The sequence below is a fragment of the Ureibacillus manganicus DSM 26584 genome, from assembly GCF_000772945.1.
GTDB lineage: Bacteria > Bacillota > Bacilli > Bacillales_A > Planococcaceae > Ureibacillus > Ureibacillus manganicus.
Genome location: NZ_JPVN01000016.1, coordinates 33,422 through 56,992 on the forward strand (window position 1 = coordinate 33,422; position 23,571 = coordinate 56,992).

Below are 23,571 nucleotides of genomic sequence, written 5' to 3' on the forward strand. Positions count from 1 at the left end.
AAGTAGTGAAAGGTTGATTTTATGGCGATATCAAATGGTGGTTTAATTTTACTAAAAGAAATGAGGGAACAACTTCCTCCATCAGAACAAAAAATAGCAGATTATATTCTTTTACATCCAGAACAAGTTGCGACGATGACGGTTTCTGAATTAGGTGAATTGAGTCTTACAAGCGGAGCAGCGGTAACAAGATTGTGTAAATCGTTGAATTTAAAAGGCTTTCAAGAGCTAAAACTGCGAATAATTGGAGACTTAGGCCGTAAAATTGAATTAACGAACCGGGATATCAAGCCTAATGAGCCTGTTTCTATTACGATTCAAAAAGTAACTGACTTAGCTGTACAAACTTTACGTGAAACAGCTGAGTTAATCGATAGTAAACAATTAGAAATGGCTGTAGATGCTATTGTAAATGCGAAAAACATTCACTTCTTTGGTGTTGGCGCATCAGGTATATCTGCAATAGATGCCCAACAAAAGTTTTTAAGAATTAACAAGCCATCTACTGCCAGTACTGATTTACATATGGGAGCAACGATTATCGCAAATGCAACAAAAGATGATGTTGTTTTTGGAATTTCATTTTCAGGTAGTACATTTGAGGTTGAAAAAATTATTGAATTGGCAAATGAGAAAGGTGCGAAAACAATTAGCTTAACGAAATATGGTCAAACGCCTATTTCTCAGCTTTCTTCAATTCAGTTACACACTTCACCAAACAGGGAAGCGAATTTTCGAAGTGGAGCAACATCGTCAAGACTTGCTCAGTTACATGTGATGGATATTTTATTCATGTCCGTCGCTTCAACACAATATGATACAACTATTCATTATTTAGATGAGACAAGAGAAGCGATTGAATCCATTCAAAATCAACAAAATCTGAAGAAAAAAAACTAACCATTTAAGAAGGTGAACATTATGGCGGATAAACTAATAAGAAATCTTCAAATTTGTTTAGAAGATGGTTCTGTTATTCGTGGAGAAGTGTTCATTCAAAATGGAAAAATCTCTCGTATATCAGAAATGCCGATTGAAAACTACGATGGAGAAGAATTTGATGGCAATGGAAACTTGGCTTTGCCAGGATTTATTGACCAACATATTCACGGTGCTATTGGTGAAGATTTTATGGATGGTAAGTTACACGCAACTGAGAAGATTGTTCAATATTTACCAAGCGAAGGAACGACTTCTTTTTTAGCAACAACCATGACGCATTCTCCAGATCATATTCAGAATGCAATTAACCTGAATCAACAATTTATAGGAAATCATAGTTTTAAAGGGGCTGATATGCTCGGCTTTCATTTAGAAGGACCATTTATTCATCCTGAACAAGCTGGTGCGCAGCCTTTACAGTATATCCGTAAACCTTCTATAGAAATGGTAAAAGAATGGTTTGGTAGCGAGCTAGATGGTTTGAAAATCGTAACCCTTGCTCCAGAGCTAGATACAAATTTTGAAATGATAAACTTTTTAAAAAATCATCAAGTTTTATCATCTGCTGGTCATACGAAAGCGAGTTTTGAAATTATCGAATCAGCGCAACAACATGGGTTAACAAATTTAACTCATTTTACAAATGCCATGACAGGGCTCCACCATCGAGAAATAGGTGTTGTAGGAGCAGGCTTTATGAACAATAGCCTATTTTGTGAAGTGATTGCAGACGGAGTTCATTTATCGACGAAGATGTTAAAAATGATTGGCAAATTTATTGGATCAGATCGAATCATCTTAATTACTGATTCGATGAGAGCAAAAGGATTGCCAGATGGTACCTATACTTTAGCTGATCAGGATGTAACAGTAGTAGGGCCAAAAGCAACACTACGAAACGGTACTCTTGCAGGTAGCGTATTACGCATGATTGATGGTGTGAAGTTAATGAAGGATGTTTGTGATTTATCCATTCACGATATTCAAAAGATTAGTTCCATGAATGCAGCGAAACAACTCGGTGTTTTTGATAGAAAAGGAAGTTTACAAGTAGGGAAAGATGCAGATTTGGTACTACTCAATGAAGAATTTGAAATACAGCATACATTTTGTCTTGGTGAATTATGTTTTTCGATAAATTAAGAGAATAATAGATTGGAGGATAAACGATGGCGGAATTAAAATTAGTAAACCTTACAAAAGAATATGATAAAGGAGCTGTCGCTGTTAAAGACTTTAACTTGCATATTTTAGATAAAGAATTCATTGTTTTTGTTGGTCCATCAGGATGCGGAAAAACAACTACTTTACGAATGATTGCAGGGTTAGAGGACATTACAGATGGCTTACTAGAAATCGACGGTCAAAAAATGAATGAAGTTGCTCCTAAAAATCGCGATATTGCCATGGTATTTCAAAACTATGCATTGTATCCACATAAAACTGTTTATGAAAATATGGCTTTCAGTTTACAAATGAGAAAAGTGCCTAAAAAAGAAATTCAAGAAAAAGTTAATGAAGCTGCAAAAATTTTAGGTTTAGAAGAATATTTAAAGCGTAAACCAAAAGCATTATCAGGTGGTCAGCGTCAACGTGTTGCGCTTGGCCGTGCCATTGTTCGTGATGCAAAAATTTTCTTAATGGATGAGCCTTTATCGAATTTAGATGCAAAATTACGTGTGCAAATGCGTGCAGAAATCCAAAAACTACACCGTAGGTTAGGAACAACAACTATTTATGTAACGCATGATCAAACAGAAGCGATGACAATGGCCACTCGATTAGTTGTCATGAAAGATGGTCTGATTCAACAAGTAGGTACTCCTAAAGATGTTTACGATTATCCAAACAACGTTTTTGTAGGTAGCTTTATTGGTTCACCGGCTATGAACCTCTTTAAAGGAAAGCTTACGGAAGAAGGTTTTGTTTTAGGAGATATCCGAATAGAACTTCCTGAAAGCAAACGAACGTTGTTACAAGAAAAAGGATATATCGGACATGAAATCATACTCGGTATTCGTCCAGAAAATATTTATACGAATTTTGAAGATATTGCGAACCATAAAGGGTCAAGAGTTACAGCACAAATTGAAGTGGCTGAGCTTATGGGTTCCGAAACATACTTATACTCGAATTTAAACGGTACTGATTTTATTGCAAGAATCGATGCGGATGCAACAGTAAAACCATTAGATATTATTGAACTAGCATTTGATATGGAAAGAGCACATTTTTTTGATGCGAATACAGAAAATCGGATTTTTTAATGAAAGAACCTGGCGACCCAACAAGCCAGGTTTTCTTTTATCTTACAAATTATGTACAAATTAAAGGCGTGAGTAGGGGAGACCCTACTCAACGCCAATGCTTTATTTATTTTTCTTATCAATTGTTGCACCATTATCATGCTTTGGCATGAATTCTTTTGCAATTTCTTGTTGTGATTTCAATTTAGTGCTGTTTGTTGAGCTAGTAGATGTCTTATTGTTAGAAGTTTTAGGTTTCGTATTTGCGTTTGCAGTGATAAATTCGTTTGCAAATTCCGTAAGGGCATTTGTGTTCGATTTTGAGTTAGATACATTTGGTTTTTTTGATGAACTAGAATTTGCCGATTTCGATAAACCTGAATTTTTATTTAAAGCATTAGTTTCTGTTAAAAATTCATTGGCAAATTCAGTAATAGCGTTTGTGTTTTTATTATTAGATGATTTTGCTGAATTTGTATGAGAACTTTTCGATGAACCCGAATTTGAATTATTCTTCGATTGTGTATTCGAAGTTAAAAATTCATTCGCAAATTCTGTGATCACACTTGAAGTTGTCTTTGATTTAACAGAATTTACTTGAGCACTTTTAGCTGAGCTTGAAGAAGTATTTTTGTTACCCTGAGAGTTCGAAGTTAAAAACTCATTTGCAAATTCTGTCAAAGCATTTGTATTATTATTTGATTGTTTAGCATTTTGTTTATTTTTTGAACTTAAATTTGCTGAATTGGATGAGTTTTTATTTGCTTGTGTATTTGCTGATAAAAACTCATTCGCAAATTCTGTCACAGCATTTGTATTTTTACCCGCGCTTGAATTAGAACCACTTGCTTTGTAAGACGGGTTATTAAAGAATTCTTTAGCGATTTCTTCAATAGAAACTTTAGGCATGTTACTTCCCGCATTCGAATTAGAATTGTTCATTCCAGCTAATTTGTTTTTAACCGTTTTCGGAATCAAACTAGGAACAAATTCTTTTGCGAATTCCACGATGGACTTGATTTGTTGGCCATTTGATGATGTTGGACCACTTTTCGGGTAAAATTCCTTTGCAATTTCCTCATGGCTTTTCGGTTTTGATGTATTCGTATTGCATCCACATGAATTGTTCTTATTACGCTTGTTATCAATGATTGACATTAACTCATCTCCTTTCTTGTTTAATATGAGTCGAGCAATCCAACTTTATGTTAGAGAACGCTCGCCTCCATATCCAAAACAAGACAAGTAACTCAACAAATGACTAGTAATAAATAAATGAAGTTTGCCTATACAGACAAACTTCAAAAGACTTATTCCTTAATTAATGACGTACTTTCTAACTCATGCAACTTCTCATATATACGGCGTTTTCGGTAAAGCATTATTCCGGCTTCAGAAACATCTTTGATCATCCCTTTATTTGCAAAGGCTCCGAAAATCATTCCTGCAATGGGAATCATTTGGAATAATTTTTTCCATCCGAATTGATCACGATAGGTAAAGAAGACTTCTTGCCAGCCTTTTAACTGAGAGATCATATCTTCTGAAGTGTTTTTCTTTTCATTCATCGTTGCAAGTTCCTTTAAAATTGCTTCTTTTCCAACAATGTCAGCAGAAGCAAATTGCATGCATTTTACGATAAATACACGTTCTGTTTTTTCGTTAGGATTATATCCATGAATGATTGCGATTTCTTGTAGCGTTTTTAAAGCAGTACCCAATACTACAGGGATGTCTACAACCAATGTAAAGATACCGCCAAATCCAGTAGAAGCACCTTGAACTGTTGCAAACTTTACACGTTCTCCTTGAAGTGCATCACTTACTTTTATCATATCCTTTAGTGGCATTTTCGCAACATCTTCAATTGTTTCAATTTCTAAGTGAACAGTAGTTTTTCGAATTTTCTTTATCATTGCCTTTTCACTTATTAAATATTTACCGCCTGTTTGAATATAGCTGCCTAATTCATTAACCAATATTCCAATTTTCTCTTGTAAAAATTTTGGTGTTACTTTATCTAATAATTTGAAGGGGAGACGTCCAAGTTTTTCCCAAAAGAATAATCCTTTTTGGTCATCTTCCCAAGCTTCAATTTCCATTAAGTATTTTTGTAATTCCACTTTAGAGTCCATTTACGATTCTCCTAGCTAATTCATTTCATATGTATACGAAATGACACTGCGTTAAGTTTCGTATACTTAATTTATGTAATACAAAATATTATTTCCATTAACCAACTAATTACATTAGAGTTATTTTTTGATAAAGTATTGCTTAAGAGGTGATGGGAATGCTTTCGTTAAGACCTATAAAGAGAAGTCAGCTTCGAATATTTGTTGGGAAAAAATATTTTCGATTCAAGCGTTATATAGAATGGTTCAACGGAAATAAGAAATACGCTTTAACAAGATTAAATAAAAATTTATCTTATGTAATGTTTAGTCACCAATCTTTACTATTAAGACAACTAAAAGATATTGATATGCAATTACAATACAATAAAATCAACAATTTAAAGATAGCGGCTAGACAACTTAATAAAATCATCATTAGACCAGGGGAAACTTTCTCTTATTGGCGTTTAATTGGAAATCCAACAAAACGAAAAGGGTATGTTGATGGGATGGTTTTACATTATGGTAAGGTAACTGTTGGGATTGGTGGAGGACTTTGTCAGTTATCGAACTTAATTTATTGGATGACTTTACATACACCGCTTACAGTTACTGAACGTTATCGTCATAGTTATGACGTATTCCCTGATTCCAATCGGACCCAACCATTTGGTAGTGGAGCAACGTGCTCTTACAATTACTTAGATTTACAAATAAAAAATGAAACAAACAATACTTATCAGTTACACATTTATTTAACAGATACTCATTTAGTAGGAGAATGGAGATCAGATGCTCGAGCTACCAAAACCTATGAGGTATATGAAAAAGATCATTCATTATCATTTGAGTACTGGGGAAGTTATATTCGTCACAATAAAATCCACCGTAAAGTTTATAATTTAAATAGTGAATTGATTGATGATGAATTCGTTACTGAAAACCATGCTCTAATGATGTATGAGCCTTATCTTGAATATAAGCAGTCTCATGTAAAATAAAAGCAGAATGATATCGTTTCAATCATTCTGCTTCCTTATTAGTTTAAGGTTTTAAAATCACTTTTATACAATCTTCTGTTTTTGTATCAAATACTTCATATCCATGTTTTGCTTTTTCAAGTGGTAAGACATGTGTCACAATATCGCTTGGATTTACTTTACCTTCTTTTATTAAATTATAAATAAATGGCATGTGGTGTGGAACAGGAGCTTGTCCAGTCTTTATAGTTACGTTTCTTTGGAAAATATCGCCTAGAGGGAATGCGTTGTATCTACCTGCGTAAACACCAGTCACTTGAATTGTGCCACCTTTTCTCACTGCTTGACTTGCAATGACAAGTCCACCCATGGCACCACTTTGGAATTTCAGCCCGCTTGCCAGAAATTCCATAGGTGTCATTTTTCCACTCATACCTACACAGTCAATGACAACATCCGCGCCACCTTTTGTAATCTCTTTTAAGTATTCACCGCAATTTTCATGATCCTCAAAATTGACTATTTCTACTTTGTTTGTATGTTTTGCGTGTTTTAGTCGATATCCAACATAATCTACTGCAATTATTCGCTCAGCCCCTTTTAACCAAGCAAATTTTTGGGCAAGTAAACCGATAGGGCCACATCCAAGAACAACTACCGTATCACCTTGCTTAACACCAGCATTATCAACACTCCAAAACGCTGTAGATGCAGCATCTGCGAGCAAAACTAGGCTTTCATCTGGAATTTCACTGTCTTCAGGGATCTTAAAGGGAAGGAAATTGCCGAAAGGAACCCGCATATATTCTGCTTGTCCACCTGGATAACCTCCAGTTGTGTGTGAATAGCCAAAGAATCCACCCATTTCATTTTTATCATTAGAATTGTCACATTGACTTTCTAAATCGTGTTGGCAAAACCAACATTCACCACAAGCAACATTAAACGGTATAACGACGCGATCACCTTTTTTTACTTTAGTTACACTCTTACCAACTTCCTCCACAATACCCATTGGTTCATGTCCAATAACGTAATCCTTGTTCAGGTTAGGTATCATCCCATGTAATAAATGTAAGTCAGATCCACAGATTGCGGATGCTGTAACTTTTATAATAATATCGTCGGGTTTTAAAATATCTGGTGCTTTTACATTTTTAACTTCAACATTTTTAATACCTTGGAAAGTAACTGCCTTCATTTCTAAAACTCCCTTATGTTTTATTATTTTGGCGGAGTTGGGAATAAACCTTTACGATTCATATCTTTAGGGAACAAATCTAATTGAGCTATACTCACTGCATTTTCTGCAGATTTGATATCCAAATCTTTTTGAGCTTCTAGGTCATATGGTTTTAACCAATCTTTTTTCATCATCAATTCACAGATTTCATCATACATATCGATCATTACATCTAGCTGGGTTTTCATTAATTTTCGAAGGGCAGGGGATGCGGTTTCAGTTAAAGCAAAAGATAAATTTCGAATACCTGTCTTCGTCGTCAATAAAAACTCAAGAGCAACTCCTGAATCCGTTAATTCAGGCATATTTACTGAGTTTATAGGATCTAAGTAGTCATCCACCGATTTCGCCTCCTAATATTCTAATTTCGAATTTCTATAAAGCTTAATCATTGCAGTTAATGCAGGAGTAGTAAGCTTAACATTTTTATCTAATAGCGCTCGTAAATCATCATCAAAAACAATCCCTTGACTCATCTTCGATTTCAGTAAACTTGTTGTCATAAAATTAATCAATTCATGGAATTCCATCGTTTCATGAAGTGCTAATTTCTTTTCGAACATATACACTCCTCCTTTTTACCCTTAAAAAAGACTACCCTTACTAGAAAAGTTGTATTCATAATTTCAAATTTTAAATGTGTACTTTAATTTTCATGAAATTGAATAAAAAAAATTCAAGTGAGTAAAAATAAGTGTCGTGGAGGTGAACAACATCATGGCAAACAACAATAATAACAACCGCAACAACAACCGTAACGATTTGGAAGAATTAGCTCAAGAATTAGATCTAAACAACCGCAATCGTAACAACAATAATAACAACAACCGCGAAGAATATGCTCAAGAAGCAGACTTCAATCGCAACAACAACAATAACAACCGTAACAACAACAACAATAACAACCGTAACAACAACAACAATAACAACAATAACCGTTAATTTTTGTTATTAAATGTATAATTGCATAATTATATACGGAGTTATTGATTGAGCTCTGAACTGAAGCCCCGAAGTGTCACTTACATTTAAGTGGCTTTTCGGGGTCTTTCATTTACTTCATTCAGTTGACCTCTATTGCAGCGTATTTGTGACCAACATATGTTGGCCGAAGCTCGAGAAAATCTGGTCACGAATACACCAAGACGATTTTGATTTACAATGAAATAATCAACCATTTGAAAGTGTATACTAGAAGTAAAATACATAATCGTAAGGAGGCCAATAATGGAACTATTTATAGAATGGACATACAAATCTAAAAATGGTATTGAAGCATCATTCCGTTCTGAATTTATGCCTGCTGCACATGCTTTAACTATAGGTGAAGATATTGAAAAAACAGGTCGCACAAAAAATTTAACCTATAATGATAAATACGACTCTACATGGTTACCAAAAGAAATTAAGAAATACTTAAAAGAAATGGAAACAGAACCTCATAATGTAAAAGTGTATTTTGATGGAGGATACGACCTTCAATCTGGCGAAGCAGGACTTGGTGTTGCGATATATTATGAACAAAATGGAAAATGGTATCGTATGCGTAGAAATGCTCCTGCTCAAGGTCTAGCTTCCAACAACGAAGCAGAATATGCTGCACTCCACTTAGCAGTAATAGAGTTAGATCTTCTTACTGTACACCATCAAAAAGTACAATTTATCGGAGACTCCCAAGTCGTTATCAATCAGATGAGTGGGGAATGGCCGGCCTATGAAAAAGATCTCGCAAGTTGGGCTGATCGTATAGATGAGAAGTTGAAAACGCTAGGGATTGAGCCGCAATTTGAATTAGTTCCAAGAAAGCTAAATGCTGAAGCAGATCGTCTTGCAACACAAGCACTACAAGGAGTAGACATTACTGGCCAAATCGAACTACAAGATAAATACGAATCCTAAGTAAAATCCTGTTTAGTCGCAATTATTTGCACTAAACAGTTTTTTTTAGGAAAATATGTTCAAAAATTACATCGATTAATATTCATAACATTTATGCATATATTTACTAATAGTGGGAATTTGCGTGAAACAAATAGATTCCTTCATTAAGAATTTTAGGAGGGTTAGTTTTGAAGAAGATGAGGAAATTTGCAATCCTCGTAACGTCGACTGCTTTAACACTAGGAATCACTTCATCGATTGGACATGCTCAGTCGCCTATCGAAACACAAAATGATCGGATTGCAATTGAAGTTCATACGAATGAGGCTAATGTATCTAAGTCAGAGTTAATAAAAAAGTTAAAATCAGTCTTTCCAAATCAATTCGATTTCTTAAAAGAAAGTGATTTTACATTAAGTAATGCCCATCACTATCCCGAAGATGAACGAATTCGCTATGACTTAAGCTTTCAAAAATTATTGAACGGAAAAGACGTTTATGGAAGTGTAACTTTTGTTGGAGACACACTAGATATTGAATCCTTCTATTATTCTCCAGTTACAACAGCAGATTCTTTATTCCCACCAAAAGTGTCGAAAGAAGAAGCACAAAAGATTGCTTCAGATTTTCTTAGCAAATTGCCAAACGGGAATAATTATGAGTTAAATCCACTGTATACAAACTTTTACTATTATTCAAATCAATTACTTACAGAACCAATTCGCTATGAATTTTCATTTGTTCTAAAGGAAAATAACATACCGATAGCTGACCAACAAGTTTATGTGTCAGTGTTGGGTAATGGTGATGTTACACAATTCTATCGATATGTTCAAAATCCTAAAAATGTAACTTTTGATGATGCAAAACTCGTAAAGAGTAATCAAGAGATTTTAAACAAAGTGAAAAATAATTTATCAGTTAATTTAAAATATCAAATCAATTACGATTATCGAACAGGAGAAGAATCATTAGCTCTTGTATACCAACCATCTATTAATTTTGGGATCAATGCTTTGACTTCAGAATGGCAAACAGCTAATGGCTTTACAAAGGATACGCCAAATGTAGGGAAGGTCAAACTTTTAACAGCAAAACCACTTACTCCAAAATATAACGGAGTAACAGTTGATCAAGCGAAAAAAATAGCTCAAGAGTTATTAAAAATTGATGTAGACAAAGTAAAATTAAACATTTCTTCTGTTCATGAGTATGAGAACGAACAAGGTCAACCATTCTTAAGTATCGGTTACTCTTATGACTGGGATTATGGTGGTTTTGGTTCTTCTATAGAGATGAATAAGCTTACAGGAGAAATCACTTCTTACCATGATTTGAAAGAAGAAGTTTTAAGACAATTAGGTGAGCCTAAGAAAAATGGGGAAATTACGAAAAATGAAGCACAAACAAAAGCAATTGAGCACTTAAAACAATGGGTACCTTCCTATTTACACAACTACGCAAATCCGATTGGAGAACCGTACCTTGAACAAGGACGTGGAATATATCATTTTACATTCCCGAGAGTTGTCGATGGAATCTTGGTTGAAGGAAGTCAAATAAGTGTTTCTGTGTACAATGATGGTTCACTATCAAGTTTATATGTGCACCACCGTGAATTTGAAAACTGGCCATCAACTAAAAACATTATTACAAGTGAGAATGCTAAAAAGAAATTCCTCGATGCACTAAGCCTAAAGCTTCAATATACTAAACTGCCGGATCCAAAAGCAACACATTATCATTTGGTGTATTCACCAATATACAATAACAATGCATACAGTTACTTAGATGCAGTAACGGGAAATTGGAATAGTCAAAATGGGGAAATCAATCTACCACAAGTAACCCATCCAACTGCAGAAGAAGAACTGAATTATTTAATTCAAAATAGAATTCTAGAAGTGAAAGATGCGAAAACTTTCAATGCAGACCAAACAATTAAAAACGGGGAAGCTTTGAGGGTTCTAGTGAAATCTTTATCTTATTTCTATGAGTACGATATAGCTGAAAGTGAAATTCTTACTCAAACATATGAAAATATTGATAAAAAGCATCCTCTATATTCAGTAGTAGAGCAAGCGGTTCGCATTGGCATACTTGATCCGAAAGAATCATTTAACCCGGATCAATTACTTACAAAAGAACAATTAGCCGTTTGGTACGTTCGAGCATTAGGATTAGATCTTGCTGCGAAAAATTATGAAATCTATAAATTAGATTTAATTGATACAAATAAAATTCAACCTAAGTATGTTGGTTATGTAGCATTAGCTAACTCTTTACAATTGTTGGAACTTGAGAGTAATAATCAATTTATTCCTCAGCTTGAAGTTTCATATGCGAATTTAGCAACTTCTATTTTCCCATTAGCACATTTAATACATGAAAATCGCCGATATTAATAATCTAGCCAGACTCTACATTAAAGAGTCTGGCTTTTCTTAATGCATAATGTATACGCCTTCTGAAACATTATTCTTGTGTATCATTTATAAATTGTTCAAATTTTTTCGGTAATTTTAGCCCAAGTTCTTTTAGTTTTAAACGGGCATTTTCTACACGGGACATTTCTTTTTCTTTTGTGACATCTTCATTCAAATTATCTTGTTTTGGTAAAATAATACCTAATTCTTTTAACTTAGCTCGAGCTTCTTCTATTGTAATTTTTCCTTCACGTAAGCTCTTTAAAATATCTTTCGCTTTTGCCTTTGTTTCTTCATCTAAAATAGTCTTGCCTTCATCAAGCTTCTCTGAATTACTTAACACTGACTTTACCGGAAGAATGATTACGTTTGCTCTTTCTTGCTTTTGTGAATTTGTATCTGTGTAGTCATCAATTGTACCAATGATAAGATTATTTTCGGCAAATGCTGTTTCAGCATAGGGAAGTATAGCACCAATTGAAAGTAAAAATGTTAATAAATAAGGTAAAATTCTAATAGTCATAATATTCCTTCCTTGTCGTGCTTAAATTAGGTATATTCAATCATTACAATTAGAATGTCCGAAAAACATTAAAACAGTGGTGGATAATATTGCTCATTATACTTGCGAATAAAAATATGAAAACAAAACAGAATAAAAACGAAAGTTGAAATACAACAAGGGAGGGCAAAAAGTTGGCTAAATATAAAAACAAACCAAATCCAGATGACCGTTCAGATAACGTAGAAAAATTACAGGCATTAATACAAAACACAGAAGAACAAATTCATAAAGCTGAAATAGCAATGGAGTTTTCTGGTGCGAACCAACAAGAGCAAATAAAAGAAAAAAACAAAAGACGTGAGAGAGCGATCCAAGGATTTAGAGAAGAAATTAAAGATGAAGCTCATAGTAATGAGTAGAATCTTGATGACCTTCTGATATCGTATCAAATGACATGAGTTCAATTAGTTTTGAACTCATGTTTTATTTTTAAGTGGTAAAATTCATTGTAATTAAGCCAATAATGCAAAAAGCGTATAGTGTTAAGGCAAGAATTTTGTTGCCTTTTGGAATACCATTCGTATTGAACACAAAAAAAACCATAAATGAAATAATTAAAAAGACGCCAATGCTATATGTTAACTGATGCTCCAAATAAGTTCCCTCTTTTTTCCTTCATTTACGCATAGTATCCTACCTTTTTTGGAAAAATAATCAACTTTTTCAACATTATATAAATTTAATGTTTGTATAATTCGCTTTGTGAATTTGTTACAATAGCTCTAGTTATTAGCTAGAAATGAGGATTTTTATGTATAAAACAGTTGGGGTACTCGCTCATGTAGATGCCGGTAAAACTACATTTTCTGAACAATTACTTTTTCATACAGAAAGTATTAGGGCAATGGGGAGAGTTGACCATAAAAATGCCTATTTAGATCATCATTCTATTGAAAGACAAAGAGGAATTACGGTATTTGCAGATCAAGGTAGAATTCATTATAAAGGGGATACCTTTACACTAATCGATACGCCAGGACACGTCGATTTTGCTGCAGAAATGGAAAGAGCAATTAGTGTGTTGGATTATGCAATTATGATTATTAGTGCAGTAGATGGCATAGAAGGACATACAGAAACTGTTTGGGAATTATTAAGAAAATATCATGTCCCAACGTTCATTTTTATGAACAAAGTTGACCGTGATGAAGTCGATATCAATGGATTGATGGAGGATATTCAGAAGCATTTTTCAATGAATGCATTATTAGTTACTGAACCTATAACTAAAAATTCTATTTCAGATGAAATACTAGAATGGATTGCCGAAAGAGACGAAAAATTACTCGATCAATATCTTGATGGTAACATAGATCTTCCAATGTTTATTCAATATCTTCAAACCTACATTCAAAATGAACAAGCATTTATTTGTATGGCAGGATCTGCTTTAAAAGATATTGGGGTTATTGATTTTTTTGAACAATTTTCTCTATTGACAGAAACATACTATGACAATACTTTACCATTTAAGGGGAAAGTATTTAAAATTAGACACGATGAACAAAATGTACGAATTACTTATATCAAAGCTTTGCAGGGAACCTTACAAATCCGTCAGGAAATTGAATTCGGGGAGATCTCAGAGAAAATTACAGATATTCGCTTATATAACGGTAATCGATATGATTCTGTTAGAATGGTTGAGGCAGGGGAAGTGTTTGCCGTTACAGGATTGTCTAAAGCTGAAATTGGAGATGTCATTGGTGCTGACCCATCAACTTCAAAGGAATTTCAACTTTCGCCAACTTTACAAGCGAGAGTAGTATATAACGGTTCTGAGCATATAAAAGATGTTTTAAAATTATTTCGTATATTAGAAGCGGAAGAACCAACTTTAAAAGTAATTTGGAGTGAAAAGTTTCAAGAAATTCATGTACATATTATGGGAGTCATTCAATTAGAAGTATTACAAGTTGTGGCAAAAGAACGTTTTAACCTAGAGATTTCATTTGACGACCCGAAGATTTTATATTTAGAAACAATACATACAAGTGTGCTTGGATATGGACATTTCGAGCCTTTAAAACATTATGCAGAAGTACATTTGAAAATGGAACCAGTACAAAGAGGTGCTGGGGTCATTTTTGAAAATAAATGTCATGCCGATGATTTATCAATTGGTCATCAACGTTTAATAGAACAACATGTATTCGAAAGGGAACACCATGGTTTATTGACAGGGTCGCCAATTACTGATATTAAATTCACTCTACTTACAGGGAGAGCCCATAACAAGCATACAAATGGTGGCGACTTTCGTGAAGCAACTTTTCGTGCAATCCGTCAGGGTCTGGAACAAGCAGATAATATAGTATTAGAACCTTATTACCGTTTTAAAATGAAAGCCTCACTTGACCATATTGGACGTATGATGTCAGATATCCAACAAGCAAGTGGTACATTTGAAACACCAATAACAACTGTGGACAAAGTTGTTATTGAAGGAACAGTGCCTGTTGCAAATTTTATAAATTACAATGCAACATTCTCTGCTTATACAAATGGTAAAGGAGCATTAACATTACAATTTATAGGATATGATGTTTGCCACAATCCTGTAGAAGTTATTGAATGGATAGGTTATGACAAAAAGGCCGACCCAGAATATACTTCTTCTAGTATTTTCTGTGCTAAGGGAAAAGGATATATAGTACCTTGGTATGAAGCTGAGGCCGCAATGCATTGTTTGAAAAAATAAACCTAAAAAAGTTATTCATTTAATAATATATTTAAGATATGATTGAATCTAGAAGTCTTCACTTTTTCGATACAAATTACTAACAAATGTGCTAAACATCACACTTATATTTTGATAGAATAGTAAAAGATAAAACATTCTTTGTAGATACATCTTTAACATAGTGTTAATTTACTAGTAAATTTGTGTGTGTAAAGATACTAAAGGTGGAACAAAAATGAAACTTAAATCTACATTAACCTTTCAACTAGGCACATTAATTGCAGGTATTTTAATTGTAATGATTGCCATATCATCCGTTGCAACCTACATAACTGCATACGATAAGCTATATGAAGCAGCAGGGATCGAAGCATATGGCTGTGCAAATATTACAACTGGTTTAATTAACCCAGCTGACTTAGATAAAGCGCTTGCAGGTGATGTTAAAACTAGTGAAAATCTAGGTAGTACAATTAACTGGACAACACAGCATAAAGATATTTTTGAATCTCAATATATTTTAGATTTAAACGGAAATCTTGTTGCATTAGATGATAATTTGAGAGAAAAAGGTTTTGCACCTGGAGATGCCTTTAAAATGGATGAACAAGCAATTTCAACTTTACTTGAAACAGGGCACCCAACATATTCTGAGCCTTATGAATTTGGAGGAATGAATCGACTTTCAGGTTATGCTCCAATTTACGAAGACCATGACCCGTCAAAAGAAATAATTGCAATTAGTGTTATAGATTTTGATGCAAATATCGTTTCAGACAGAACTTGGGGAGTTGTTAGCCAAGGGATTTTAATTAGTATTATTCCTATGATCCTAGCTGCAATCGGTACTGCTTTACTGATCCGTCGTAAAACAAAGCCAATTTCACAACTAATTGTTCAAGCAAAAGAAATTGCAGATGGAAACTTAATGGTTGAACCAACGAAAGTTAAAAGTAATGACGAAATTGGTAGTTTAGCAACTACGTTAAACCAATTAACTTCTAATTTACAAAATATACTAATGACTATGCGTAACACATCCCATCAACTAACTGAAAATGCAAATGAAACTGCTAGCTCTTTAAACGAAATGAATACTTCAGTCCAAGTTGTTGCAAACAATATTGAAGAAGTTTCAGCTTCAATGACTGATGGTATGAATCATGCGGACCAAGCTTCAAACGTTCTACTATCACTTGCTGAAGACTTGCAAAATATGAAAATAAAGGCTGACAACACTGTAGAAATTTCAAATAATACAATGCAAATTGCAACTGAAGGCGAAGTAAGAGCAAAAGAAATTAGTAATGATATGGAAAAAATTAAAACTGGATCAAAAGAAGTCAGTGATACAATTCAACAACTCGTACAATCAACGACAAAAATACAATCTATTACGAATGCGATTTCCGATATTGCTTCTCAAACAAATTTACTAGCTCTGAATGCTTCCATTGAAGCTGCTAGGGCAGGGGAACACGGAAAAGGGTTCGCTGTAGTTGCAGAAGAAGTTCGGAAATTAGCAGAACAATCAAACAAAGAAGTGTCACAAGTCGAAAACTTAGTGAAAGATATAATGGATAAAATTGGTAAAGTGATGATTTCATCAAACGAAAATGAAAAATATATTGAAAAGGGTTCAAATACAGTACATTTAACAGCACAAGCACTAAATAATATTTCATCTGCTGTTGCAAATACCGTAAATGAAATCACAACTATTTCAAACTTGCTTTCAACTGAAACTGTAAAATCGGATAAAATTGTAGAAATGATTCAAGAGTTTACCCAATCTATACATCAAATCGAGAGTACTATGACTAATATCTCAGCAGCTGCTCAAGAAACAACTGCAGGTATTGAAGAAGTAGCCGATCGTTCAAATGGATCAACACGTATGGCGCAGGAATTAGAAAATTGTGTTCGTACATTTAAAGTGAAAGAATAGAAAGAAAAAGAATGGTTCAATTCAAAAGTTGAATCATTCTTTTATTATTCTCAAAAAACGATATAATTTAATAGATTATAATAACAAAGTTACATAGTTAGTGTTTAAAATGGGTAGGTGTAAAGTTAGATGAACTTAGTTAACACAAAAGATATTTATTTCAAAGGATCCAAACATGCTATATTACTTTTACATAGTTTTACTAGTAGTGCGAAAGAAATGAGTGGTCTTGCAAAACAGCTTCATGAACATGGATTTAGCTGTTATGCTCTAAATTACAAAGGGCATGGAGAATCACCTGAAAGGTTATTTGAATCTTCAGTAGAAGAAGCATGGCAATCAGCTAAAAGTGCATTCCAATTTTTACAAGATGAAGGCCATGAGGAAATTATTGTTATAGGTCAGTCACTTGGTGGTGTAATGGCTTTAAGATTGGCATCGCAAAGTGCGTGTAAAGCAATTGTTGTTATATCAGCTCCTGTTGTAGAAAGACCCATTGAAAGCTTAGAAAATCGTGTTAGACATTATACTAAACGATATTATTCCTTAAAAAATGAATCTCAGCAATGGATTGATGGTTTTATGAAGCAACACTTTCCAAGACCAGTTGAAAAGATAAAAGCTTTACAACAATTTATCGCAAACACAAAAAACATTCTTCCCTCACTAAACAAACCAATATGCTTGTGTAAAGGCGGATTGGATGATGTAGTATTTCATGAAAGTATTGATTTTATAGAAAGAAATGTTCAAAGCAATCACAAAAATAAAATTACCTATCCAAATAGCGGACATTTAATCACCTTGGATAAGGATCGAGACTATTTATTTCAGGACATTCACTTGTTTATACGTCAAATCGTTGAAGAGAATTAGCTATTTTTAAACTTACAAAAACCTATAGACGTGTAAACTATTAATAATAAAAAAGTGTAGTGCAAGATAAAGTCTTCTATTATGGGACTACTTTCTATTTTATTATAACTATCGTGATCGTTTTACTTGTTACTAAAATATCAAATAGTATCAAACTTGGTCGCTCTCCGCGTTGAGAAAAATTATTACGTTAGTAGAAGTACTAATTTTTGTACATTCGTTTTTCAATAAAACATTCAAGCACAATGCATTTTCTCATTGTGCTTTTTTCTTTGATAAATCGTTTTAATGATCGTTTTGGATTATACTTTCATTTAAAATAGAGTTTACTATATGAAGAGAATCCCATTCACCTCGGGACAATTTAATAATAGGGTATTTTTTAGGAAACAGTTTGCCACAAATTTCAGAAGCAGAATATCCAATTTTATTTAACTCCATCACTTCTTGTTGTATGGAAACTAAATAATCGAGTTTTTTCTGAATTTGAATTCGGCCGTCATTTACAAATCCAGCATGTTGACAAATCACTTCGTTAAAATCAAAGGACAGTACTTTCTCTAATGATTGAATAATTGTAGGAATACTTTCATTAGAAAGTAGTAACTTAGTATGCACCTGAACGAATAAATCTCCAGTAAATAATTGGCCAGTCTCTCGATTTAAGAAGGATTGATGGTCAAATGCGTGACCGGGTGTATCAATCACATCCCAAGTTGCATTCCGAGATTGGAAGATTGTTGGAGTTGGATGTGTGTGAAATGGCATCCGTATTCCCCAAAATGCTTTTCGATAAAAAGGGTAATCTGCTTTATCTGTGCAAATATTAATTGATTTTTCATTGATATATATTGGTGTTTTTTTCGTTTTCTCAATGTAAGCTGCACAGCCAGTATGATCCTCATGATGATGTGTAATTAAAACTTGGTCAAAGTCTGCATGATCAATAAACGATTCAAAATATTTATGTAAAGAACGAGCCCCAGTATCAATTAGCACGCCATCGATTAGATAACTATATACATTCATGGAGAAACCTTGTAATGACACCTTGCCGTTCATATAAGAAACGCCATTTTTTTCTCCAATCATTGCACTCTTTTTAAAAATCACAAGATCAACTCCTTTTTCATCCATATCATATAACAAAAATGAATGAGTATTCAATCTTAATGCTACGATTAATAGTTGCTCAGTTTGATCTAAATTTGCACATAAAAATCAAGGGCAGAGAAGTTGCTCATAAGTATGTCGAAGTCGCTCAATAGGAGCAAAAAGTCGCTCATAAAAATCACAAGATGGAGAAGTCGCTCATAAGTGCCTCGAAATCGCTCATATCCCGGTAAAAGTCGCTCAATAGGAGCAAAAAGTCGCTCATAAAAATCACGGGATGGAGAAGTTGCTCATAAGTGCCTCGAAGTCGCTCATATCCCAGTGAAAGTCGCTCAATAGGAGCAAAAAGTCGCTCATAAAAATCACAAGATGAGAATTCGCTCATATCCCGGTAAAATTCGCTCAATTGGAGCCAAAAGTCGCTCAAAAAAAACACAAGATAGAGAAGTCGCTCATAAGTACCTCGAAGTCGCTCATATCCCAGTGAAAGTCGCTCAATTGGAGCCAAAAGTCGCTCATAAAAATCACAAGATGGAGAAGTCGCTCATAAGTACCAAAAACTCGCTCATATCCCGGTGATAGTCGCTCAATTCAAGCTAAAACTCGCTCATAACGACCCAAATTTCGCTCATAAATATCACACGATTGTAAAATTGCTAAATCTCAACATAGCAAAAAGCATGTGTAACTTTTGTGTTTCACATGCTTTGTAAAGTTCCATTTAATTTAGTCCATGATCGATTCCTAGATACCCAGCTAACTCACTAGTTAGCTCTGCATTCAGTGTTCTATATTTTCCACGGGAAGAATAGAGAACAAACCCGTCTGGATATGACCAAAGTTGATAGGTAATACCGTCTACAACAAATTGATAATCAGCCTTATCACTAAACTCAACGTTTGTATCTATCCAATTGAGTGTTCCAACGAAAACTTTAACTTTAGGATTCATTTCAATATCAATCGTCAAGTGGTGTGTAGCTTTCGATATCGGGTTTGGTTCATATTCATTTACTAGACGAATATCCCAAAGATCTGAGATAGTTACGTTATCTTCACTTGTCGTCTGATATTTATGGTACGTTTCGACTAAATCTCCAATACTCAATTCAGGTGTATCATCCATTGGAAACCACATGGCATCTTTATAATTTTCAAGTAATTCTTCTTTAGTATAATTTTCTATATCCTCAATTGTAGCTCCAGGTGCTACTAAAAACATGTTATCTTCAATGGCAACTACACGGCCTAATTGTTTTGAACCAGTAAATGCAAAAGGATTTCCATCATGTAAGGGCAAGGTGTGTTTCTTTTTAAATGCAATGATATCATTTACATATTGTTCACGAAAATAGGGAATTGCATGTTTCTCTGCCAATGAACCTGCAATAGAATAAGATATTTTAGGATAGATTGCCATGTAATGTTGTTCTAATTTTTTTAAAGCTACATCATAAGGGGCTGTGTCCATTATAAACTTTTCATATTCTTCCCACGTTAAATCAGCTTTTGTTAATAGTTCTTCATAGGACTGTTTAGCTTCGTCTGAACGTGTCATAAGATTCATCGTTTGTTGAAAACTTTCTTGCACTTCTTCATCTTTGATATCATATCCTAATGACTTCGCATAAGTGTATAATGCTAATCTAGTTTCGTATTTTTCATAAGCTAATTCCTTTAAGTATGCTTCTCCATCAGCAAAATCTCTCCACCATTTTTGTAAATTTGCTGTAGTTTCAAATATTCCATCATCAAAAATATTTGTAGTTGGTTGACTAATTTCGGAGGTTCCTGTTTGCTGCTCCATTAAGAATGTGGAAGTAAGAAATATCATACTAATCATCACTATTGCACTCAATCCCGCGATTAAATTCTTTTTGAAATCTTTCTTTTTAATACTTTGTGCCATAATTCTTTTTCTCACCAGTTGTTTACTTTCATTCATGTCAACGGTAAGTTCTATTAAACTTTTTTTAATTTCATTCATTTATTAGCACCTCCCATACATCTTCTTGTAGTAGTGGCTTAAGCTTCTCACGTGCACGTTTTAGACGTGTCTTTACTGTGTTTTCTGGAATTAGTAGCATTGCAGAAATTTCAGCTACACTCATTTCCTGATAATAATACAAAATAATAACTTCTCGATAATCTAAGGATAGCTCTAAAACTGCTTTACCGATTATTGACCGTTCGTCATTTACAAGTAGTCGGTTGGGCCTTTTCTTTGCAACTAAGTAGCTCCATTTTTCTTTTAATTGTATTTTTTTATAAGTCCAACTTTTTAAATAGTCTTTTGCTTTGTTAATCGTCATTTTGGAGAGAAAGGCACGGATTGACCCGCGTTCTTCATAATCCGTGTTCATAAAGCGAATGAATACATCCTGCACGATATCTTCGCTCGAGTGACGGTCTTTTGTATAAAAATAGGCGAGCCGTAATAAGTGCTCAGAATGTTCCTCGAATATGTACTCAATTTCTTTATCCATCTTGGTCACCCCCTAAGTACACTATAAACGATTGCCAAATGATTCGCGTTTCAAAATTTATACAAAAGTAGAAATTAATTCAGTTTTCTTTTATAAGCGGCAAATAACCCAACCTATGATTTTTTCCTAAATTAAACGTTTAACTAAATATAGATAGGAACTTCCCATAAACTATTTCTATAAATTTGATAGAAAAGAAGGTTCAATATGGAAAGGATAAAATCAATTCATTTGACTATTGTATTAATTTTCACTGCCAATCTGATAATTATTTTCTTCCACAGCCAGCTTCAATTGATAGATGCACTCGAAAATCTTCGGCAGTATTGGCACAATTATCTATTTAATGGGATTTTATTGTACCTACTTTATGTACTATTTCTAGTAATCTTTAACCGGAAAATGCTTGCATGGTTTGCATTTTTCAGCACAATTATACTGTTTTCAATTGCGAATTTTCTTAAACTTTCTTACAGAAGTGAACCACTTTTACCCAGCGATTTCTCTATGATTTTTCAGTTACAACAAATCCTACAACTCATTAACTTTGGCCATATGCTCATAAGTATTGTCTTAATCGGTGTCTTGCTTGCTTTATTAATTTACTTAATAAAATTGAAAGAGAAACGTGTTTTCAAATCAAAAATTCGATTATTTATTGGTTTTATTTTATTTCTGTTTATTGTTTGTATTTTCTATAGTAAGCATCCAAACAATCCATACACATTAGTATCTAATGCTTTCGGAATTTCTGATACGTACTGGGATATGACAGATGATTATAGTCAGAATGGTCCAGTTGCAGGTTTTTTGAAAAATATTGATGTGGTAGTAATGGAAGATGAGCCAGAGGGTTATTCCATAGAGGCGATTAGCGCTATTGTCGAAAAGTATAAAGAAAAAGCACTGGAGCATAATTCAGATCTTGCAACTTTAGAAGATCATACAGTTATCTATATTTTAAGTGAAAGTTTTATGGACCCACTTCGAATTCCAAACTTAGAGCTGTCAGCTGATCCTATACCATATATTCGTTATCTTATGGAAGAAACGACTTCTGGACTAATATTAGGCTCAAATTTTGGTGGAGGAACAGCCAATGTGGAATATGAAATATTGACTAGCATTAGTATGAATGATTTCGACTCTTCTTTAAGAATCCCTTACACATTACTTGTGCCGAATCTACAACGGGTACCAAACATTACGAATCTCTTTGACCATCGTATTGCGATCCATTCCTATAACGCCAATTTATATCGAAGAAAAGAAGTATTTGATAAATTTGGATTTGACTTGTTTATTCACGAAGGAGGAACACCGGATTTAACTTATAAAGAAACTCTTGATGGAGGTTCATATATTAGTGATGAATCAGCATATCAAGAAGTCTTGGATTATTTACTTGATGAAGATCTAACAGGGGATACCTTCATTTTACTTACTACGATGCAAAATCATGGCCCTTATAGTGCAAATCAGTATGAAACAGAAATTGAAGTATTAAACGACATGGATGAAAATGAAAAATCTAAAATTCAAACCTACGTTCATGGCGTAAACGCTACCGATTTAGCTACGGAGCAATTTATCAATCAAATAAATGAAATAGATAAACCCGTTACAATCGTCTTTTTTGGTGATCATATGCCGTCAGATGTGTTTGACCCATTAAGTGAAAACAATGAAGAAGACTTAAATTTTTATGAAACAGAGTATTTTATTTATAGTAATTTTGAAACTGAAAAATTGAATTACCCAGTAATAAGTCCATATACAATGAGTTCTATCCTTTTTGAACATTTAAATGTTGCAGTTACCCCATATTATGAATTAATTAGTGAATTGAAAGAAACTGTACCTGCCATCCGTTGGGGAGAATATTATCTACAACAAAATCAGACAGCAATCTATTGGGAATTGCCTGAAGACATTCTTGAGATTGTGGACGATTATCGCATGATTCAATACGACATTAATGTTGGAGCGCAGTATTCCATTGATTTGGGAATGTTTGATTATACTAAATAATGAAAAGTCTCGAGGATTACTCGAGGCTTATTTT

At 33.8% G+C, this 23,571-nt stretch carries 21 protein-coding genes; 12 read left to right on the forward strand and 9 right to left on the reverse strand.

Features of this window, described 5'->3' with window-relative positions; all coding sequences use genetic code 11:
• Nucleotides 1-21: 21 nt before the first annotated feature.
• From CD29_RS13320 to CD29_RS13330, 3 genes are read left to right on the forward strand one after another with little or no spacing between them, the layout of a single operon-like run.
• Nucleotides 22-900, forward strand: a complete 879-nt coding sequence (locus CD29_RS13320; RefSeq protein WP_036187775.1) for a MurR/RpiR family transcriptional regulator — start codon at nt 22-24, stop codon at nt 898-900.
• Between the two features lie 21 nt (nt 901-921).
• Nucleotides 922-2,085 carry an N-acetylglucosamine-6-phosphate deacetylase gene (gene nagA, locus CD29_RS13325; protein ID WP_036187778.1) on the forward strand — a complete coding sequence of 388 codons (1,164 nt, stop codon included), beginning with the start codon at nt 922-924 and terminating at the stop codon, nt 2,083-2,085.
• Nucleotides 2,086-2,111: 26 nt separating this feature from the next.
• Nucleotides 2,112-3,209 (forward strand): ABC transporter ATP-binding protein, encoded by a 1,098-nt coding sequence (locus CD29_RS13330; RefSeq protein ID WP_036187781.1) that lies wholly within the window; start codon nt 2,112-2,114, stop codon nt 3,207-3,209.
• 102 nt (nt 3,210-3,311) lie between these two features.
• Here CD29_RS13330 and CD29_RS13335 read toward each other — a convergent pair whose 3' ends face one another.
• Nucleotides 3,312-4,346, reverse strand: coding sequence for a hypothetical protein (locus tag CD29_RS13335; RefSeq protein ID WP_036187788.1), 1,035 nt, complete (start codon nt 4,344-4,346; stop codon nt 3,312-3,314).
• A 152-nt stretch (nt 4,347-4,498) separates the two neighbouring features.
• Nucleotides 4,499-5,323, reverse strand: coding sequence for an EcsC family protein (locus tag CD29_RS13340; RefSeq protein ID WP_036187790.1), 825 nt, complete (start codon nt 5,321-5,323; stop codon nt 4,499-4,501).
• A 152-nt stretch (nt 5,324-5,475) separates the two neighbouring features.
• Here CD29_RS13340 and CD29_RS13345 point away from each other — a divergent pair, with 152 nt between their 5' ends.
• Complete coding sequence (locus CD29_RS13345; protein ID WP_036187792.1) at nt 5,476-6,306, forward strand: VanW family protein; 831 nt, start codon at nt 5,476-5,478, stop codon at nt 6,304-6,306.
• Nucleotides 6,307-6,349: 43 nt separating this feature from the next.
• Here CD29_RS13345 and CD29_RS13350 read toward each other — a convergent pair whose 3' ends face one another.
• From CD29_RS13350 to CD29_RS13360, 3 genes are read right to left on the reverse strand one after another with little or no spacing between them, the layout of a single operon-like run.
• Nucleotides 6,350-7,486: a zinc-dependent alcohol dehydrogenase gene (locus tag CD29_RS13350; protein ID WP_036187793.1), complete on the reverse strand. Its 1,137-nt coding sequence runs from the start codon at nt 7,484-7,486 to the stop codon at nt 6,350-6,352.
• A gap of 23 nt (nt 7,487-7,509) precedes the next feature.
• Entirely contained in the window at nt 7,510-7,869 is a 360-nt protein-coding gene (locus tag CD29_RS13355; protein WP_036187794.1) for a spore coat protein, read from the reverse strand.
• Between the two features lie 12 nt (nt 7,870-7,881).
• Nucleotides 7,882-8,091 carry a hypothetical protein gene (locus tag CD29_RS13360; protein ID WP_036187795.1) on the reverse strand — a complete coding sequence of 70 codons (210 nt, stop codon included), beginning with the start codon at nt 8,089-8,091 and terminating at the stop codon, nt 7,882-7,884.
• A 154-nt stretch (nt 8,092-8,245) separates the two neighbouring features.
• Here CD29_RS13360 and CD29_RS20030 point away from each other — a divergent pair, with 154 nt between their 5' ends.
• The 3 genes from CD29_RS20030 (at nt 8,246) to CD29_RS13370 (ending at nt 11,814) form a co-directional block, all read left to right on the forward strand.
• Nucleotides 8,246-8,470 (forward strand): hypothetical protein, encoded by a 225-nt coding sequence (locus CD29_RS20030; RefSeq protein WP_088322169.1) that lies wholly within the window; start codon nt 8,246-8,248, stop codon nt 8,468-8,470.
• A gap of 285 nt (nt 8,471-8,755) precedes the next feature.
• Nucleotides 8,756-9,427 (forward strand): reverse transcriptase-like protein, encoded by a 672-nt coding sequence (locus CD29_RS13365; protein ID WP_036187797.1) that lies wholly within the window; start codon nt 8,756-8,758, stop codon nt 9,425-9,427.
• Nucleotides 9,428-9,606: 179 nt separating this feature from the next.
• On the forward strand, nt 9,607-11,814 hold the full coding sequence (locus CD29_RS13370; RefSeq protein WP_328286491.1) for a YcdB/YcdC domain-containing protein: 2,208 nt from the start codon (nt 9,607-9,609) through the stop codon (nt 11,812-11,814).
• Between the two features lie 70 nt (nt 11,815-11,884).
• On the opposite strand, the gene CD29_RS19710 is transcribed toward CD29_RS13370, so the two are convergent.
• Nucleotides 11,885-12,358: a hypothetical protein gene (locus tag CD29_RS19710; RefSeq protein WP_052124160.1), complete on the reverse strand. Its 474-nt coding sequence runs from the start codon at nt 12,356-12,358 to the stop codon at nt 11,885-11,887.
• Between the two features lie 173 nt (nt 12,359-12,531).
• On the opposite strand from CD29_RS19710, the gene tlp reads away from it, so the two are divergent.
• The 4 genes from tlp (at nt 12,532) to CD29_RS13395 (ending at nt 17,907) form a co-directional block, all read left to right on the forward strand.
• Nucleotides 12,532-12,759 carry a small acid-soluble spore protein Tlp gene (gene tlp, locus CD29_RS13380; RefSeq protein WP_036187801.1) on the forward strand — a complete coding sequence of 76 codons (228 nt, stop codon included), beginning with the start codon at nt 12,532-12,534 and terminating at the stop codon, nt 12,757-12,759.
• 392 nt (nt 12,760-13,151) lie between these two features.
• Nucleotides 13,152-15,101 carry an elongation factor G gene (locus CD29_RS13385; RefSeq protein WP_036187802.1) on the forward strand — a complete coding sequence of 650 codons (1,950 nt, stop codon included), beginning with the start codon at nt 13,152-13,154 and terminating at the stop codon, nt 15,099-15,101.
• Nucleotides 15,102-15,318: 217 nt separating this feature from the next.
• Nucleotides 15,319-17,031 (forward strand): methyl-accepting chemotaxis protein, encoded by a 1,713-nt coding sequence (locus CD29_RS13390; protein WP_036187805.1) that lies wholly within the window; start codon nt 15,319-15,321, stop codon nt 17,029-17,031.
• Nucleotides 17,032-17,160: 129 nt separating this feature from the next.
• Complete coding sequence (locus CD29_RS13395; RefSeq protein WP_036187808.1) at nt 17,161-17,907, forward strand: alpha/beta hydrolase; 747 nt, start codon at nt 17,161-17,163, stop codon at nt 17,905-17,907.
• A 285-nt stretch (nt 17,908-18,192) separates the two neighbouring features.
• On the opposite strand, the gene CD29_RS13400 is transcribed toward CD29_RS13395, so the two are convergent.
• The 3 genes from CD29_RS13400 to CD29_RS13415 form a co-directional block, all read right to left on the reverse strand.
• Nucleotides 18,193-19,020 (reverse strand): MBL fold metallo-hydrolase, encoded by an 828-nt coding sequence (locus CD29_RS13400; protein ID WP_036187811.1) that lies wholly within the window; start codon nt 19,018-19,020, stop codon nt 18,193-18,195.
• A 721-nt stretch (nt 19,021-19,741) separates the two neighbouring features.
• Nucleotides 19,742-21,007 carry a DUF3221 domain-containing protein gene (locus tag CD29_RS13410; protein WP_036187815.1) on the reverse strand — a complete coding sequence of 422 codons (1,266 nt, stop codon included), beginning with the start codon at nt 21,005-21,007 and terminating at the stop codon, nt 19,742-19,744.
• Nucleotides 21,000-21,506 (reverse strand): sigma-70 family RNA polymerase sigma factor, encoded by a 507-nt coding sequence (locus tag CD29_RS13415; RefSeq protein WP_036187817.1) that lies wholly within the window; start codon nt 21,504-21,506, stop codon nt 21,000-21,002. The genes CD29_RS13410 and CD29_RS13415 overlap by 8 nt, the downstream gene beginning before the upstream one ends.
• Before the next feature lie 207 nt (nt 21,507-21,713).
• Here CD29_RS13415 and CD29_RS13420 point away from each other — a divergent pair, with 207 nt between their 5' ends.
• Nucleotides 21,714-23,537: an LTA synthase family protein gene (locus CD29_RS13420; protein WP_036187819.1), complete on the forward strand. Its 1,824-nt coding sequence runs from the start codon at nt 21,714-21,716 to the stop codon at nt 23,535-23,537.
• Nucleotides 23,538-23,571: the final 34 nt, after the last annotated feature.

Coding starts and splice junctions, on each gene's coding strand:
- CD29_RS13335 (WP_036187788.1), bottom strand. CDS start 4,346: ATGTCAATCATTGATAACAAGCGTAATAAGAACAATTCATGTGGATGC.
- CD29_RS13370 (WP_328286491.1), top strand. CDS start 9,607: ATGAGGAAATTTGCAATCCTCGTAACGTCGACTGCTTTAACACTAGGA.
- CD29_RS13385 (WP_036187802.1), top strand. CDS start 13,152: ATGTATAAAACAGTTGGGGTACTCGCTCATGTAGATGCCGGTAAAACT.
- CD29_RS13345 (WP_036187792.1), top strand. CDS start 5,476: ATGGGAATGCTTTCGTTAAGACCTATAAAGAGAAGTCAGCTTCGAATA.
- CD29_RS19710 (WP_052124160.1), bottom strand. CDS start 12,358: ATGACTATTAGAATTTTACCTTATTTATTAACATTTTTACTTTCAATT.
- CD29_RS13340 (WP_036187790.1), bottom strand. CDS start 5,323: ATGGACTCTAAAGTGGAATTACAAAAATACTTAATGGAAATTGAAGCT.
- CD29_RS13410 (WP_036187815.1), bottom strand. CDS start 21,007: ATGAATGAAATTAAAAAAAGTTTAATAGAACTTACCGTTGACATGAAT.
- CD29_RS20030 (WP_088322169.1), top strand. CDS start 8,246: ATGGCAAACAACAATAATAACAACCGCAACAACAACCGTAACGATTTG.
- CD29_RS13365 (WP_036187797.1), top strand. CDS start 8,756: ATGGAACTATTTATAGAATGGACATACAAATCTAAAAATGGTATTGAA.
- CD29_RS13420 (WP_036187819.1), top strand. CDS start 21,714: ATGGAAAGGATAAAATCAATTCATTTGACTATTGTATTAATTTTCACT.
- CD29_RS13330 (WP_036187781.1), top strand. CDS start 2,112: ATGGCGGAATTAAAATTAGTAAACCTTACAAAAGAATATGATAAAGGA.
- CD29_RS13395 (WP_036187808.1), top strand. CDS start 17,161: ATGAACTTAGTTAACACAAAAGATATTTATTTCAAAGGATCCAAACAT.
- nagA (WP_036187778.1), top strand. CDS start 922: ATGGCGGATAAACTAATAAGAAATCTTCAAATTTGTTTAGAAGATGGT.
- CD29_RS13350 (WP_036187793.1), bottom strand. CDS start 7,486: ATGAAGGCAGTTACTTTCCAAGGTATTAAAAATGTTGAAGTTAAAAAT.
- CD29_RS13390 (WP_036187805.1), top strand. CDS start 15,319: ATGAAACTTAAATCTACATTAACCTTTCAACTAGGCACATTAATTGCA.
- CD29_RS13320 (WP_036187775.1), top strand. CDS start 22: ATGGCGATATCAAATGGTGGTTTAATTTTACTAAAAGAAATGAGGGAA.
- CD29_RS13360 (WP_036187795.1), bottom strand. CDS start 8,091: ATGTTCGAAAAGAAATTAGCACTTCATGAAACGATGGAATTCCATGAA.
- CD29_RS13415 (WP_036187817.1), bottom strand. CDS start 21,506: ATGGATAAAGAAATTGAGTACATATTCGAGGAACATTCTGAGCACTTA.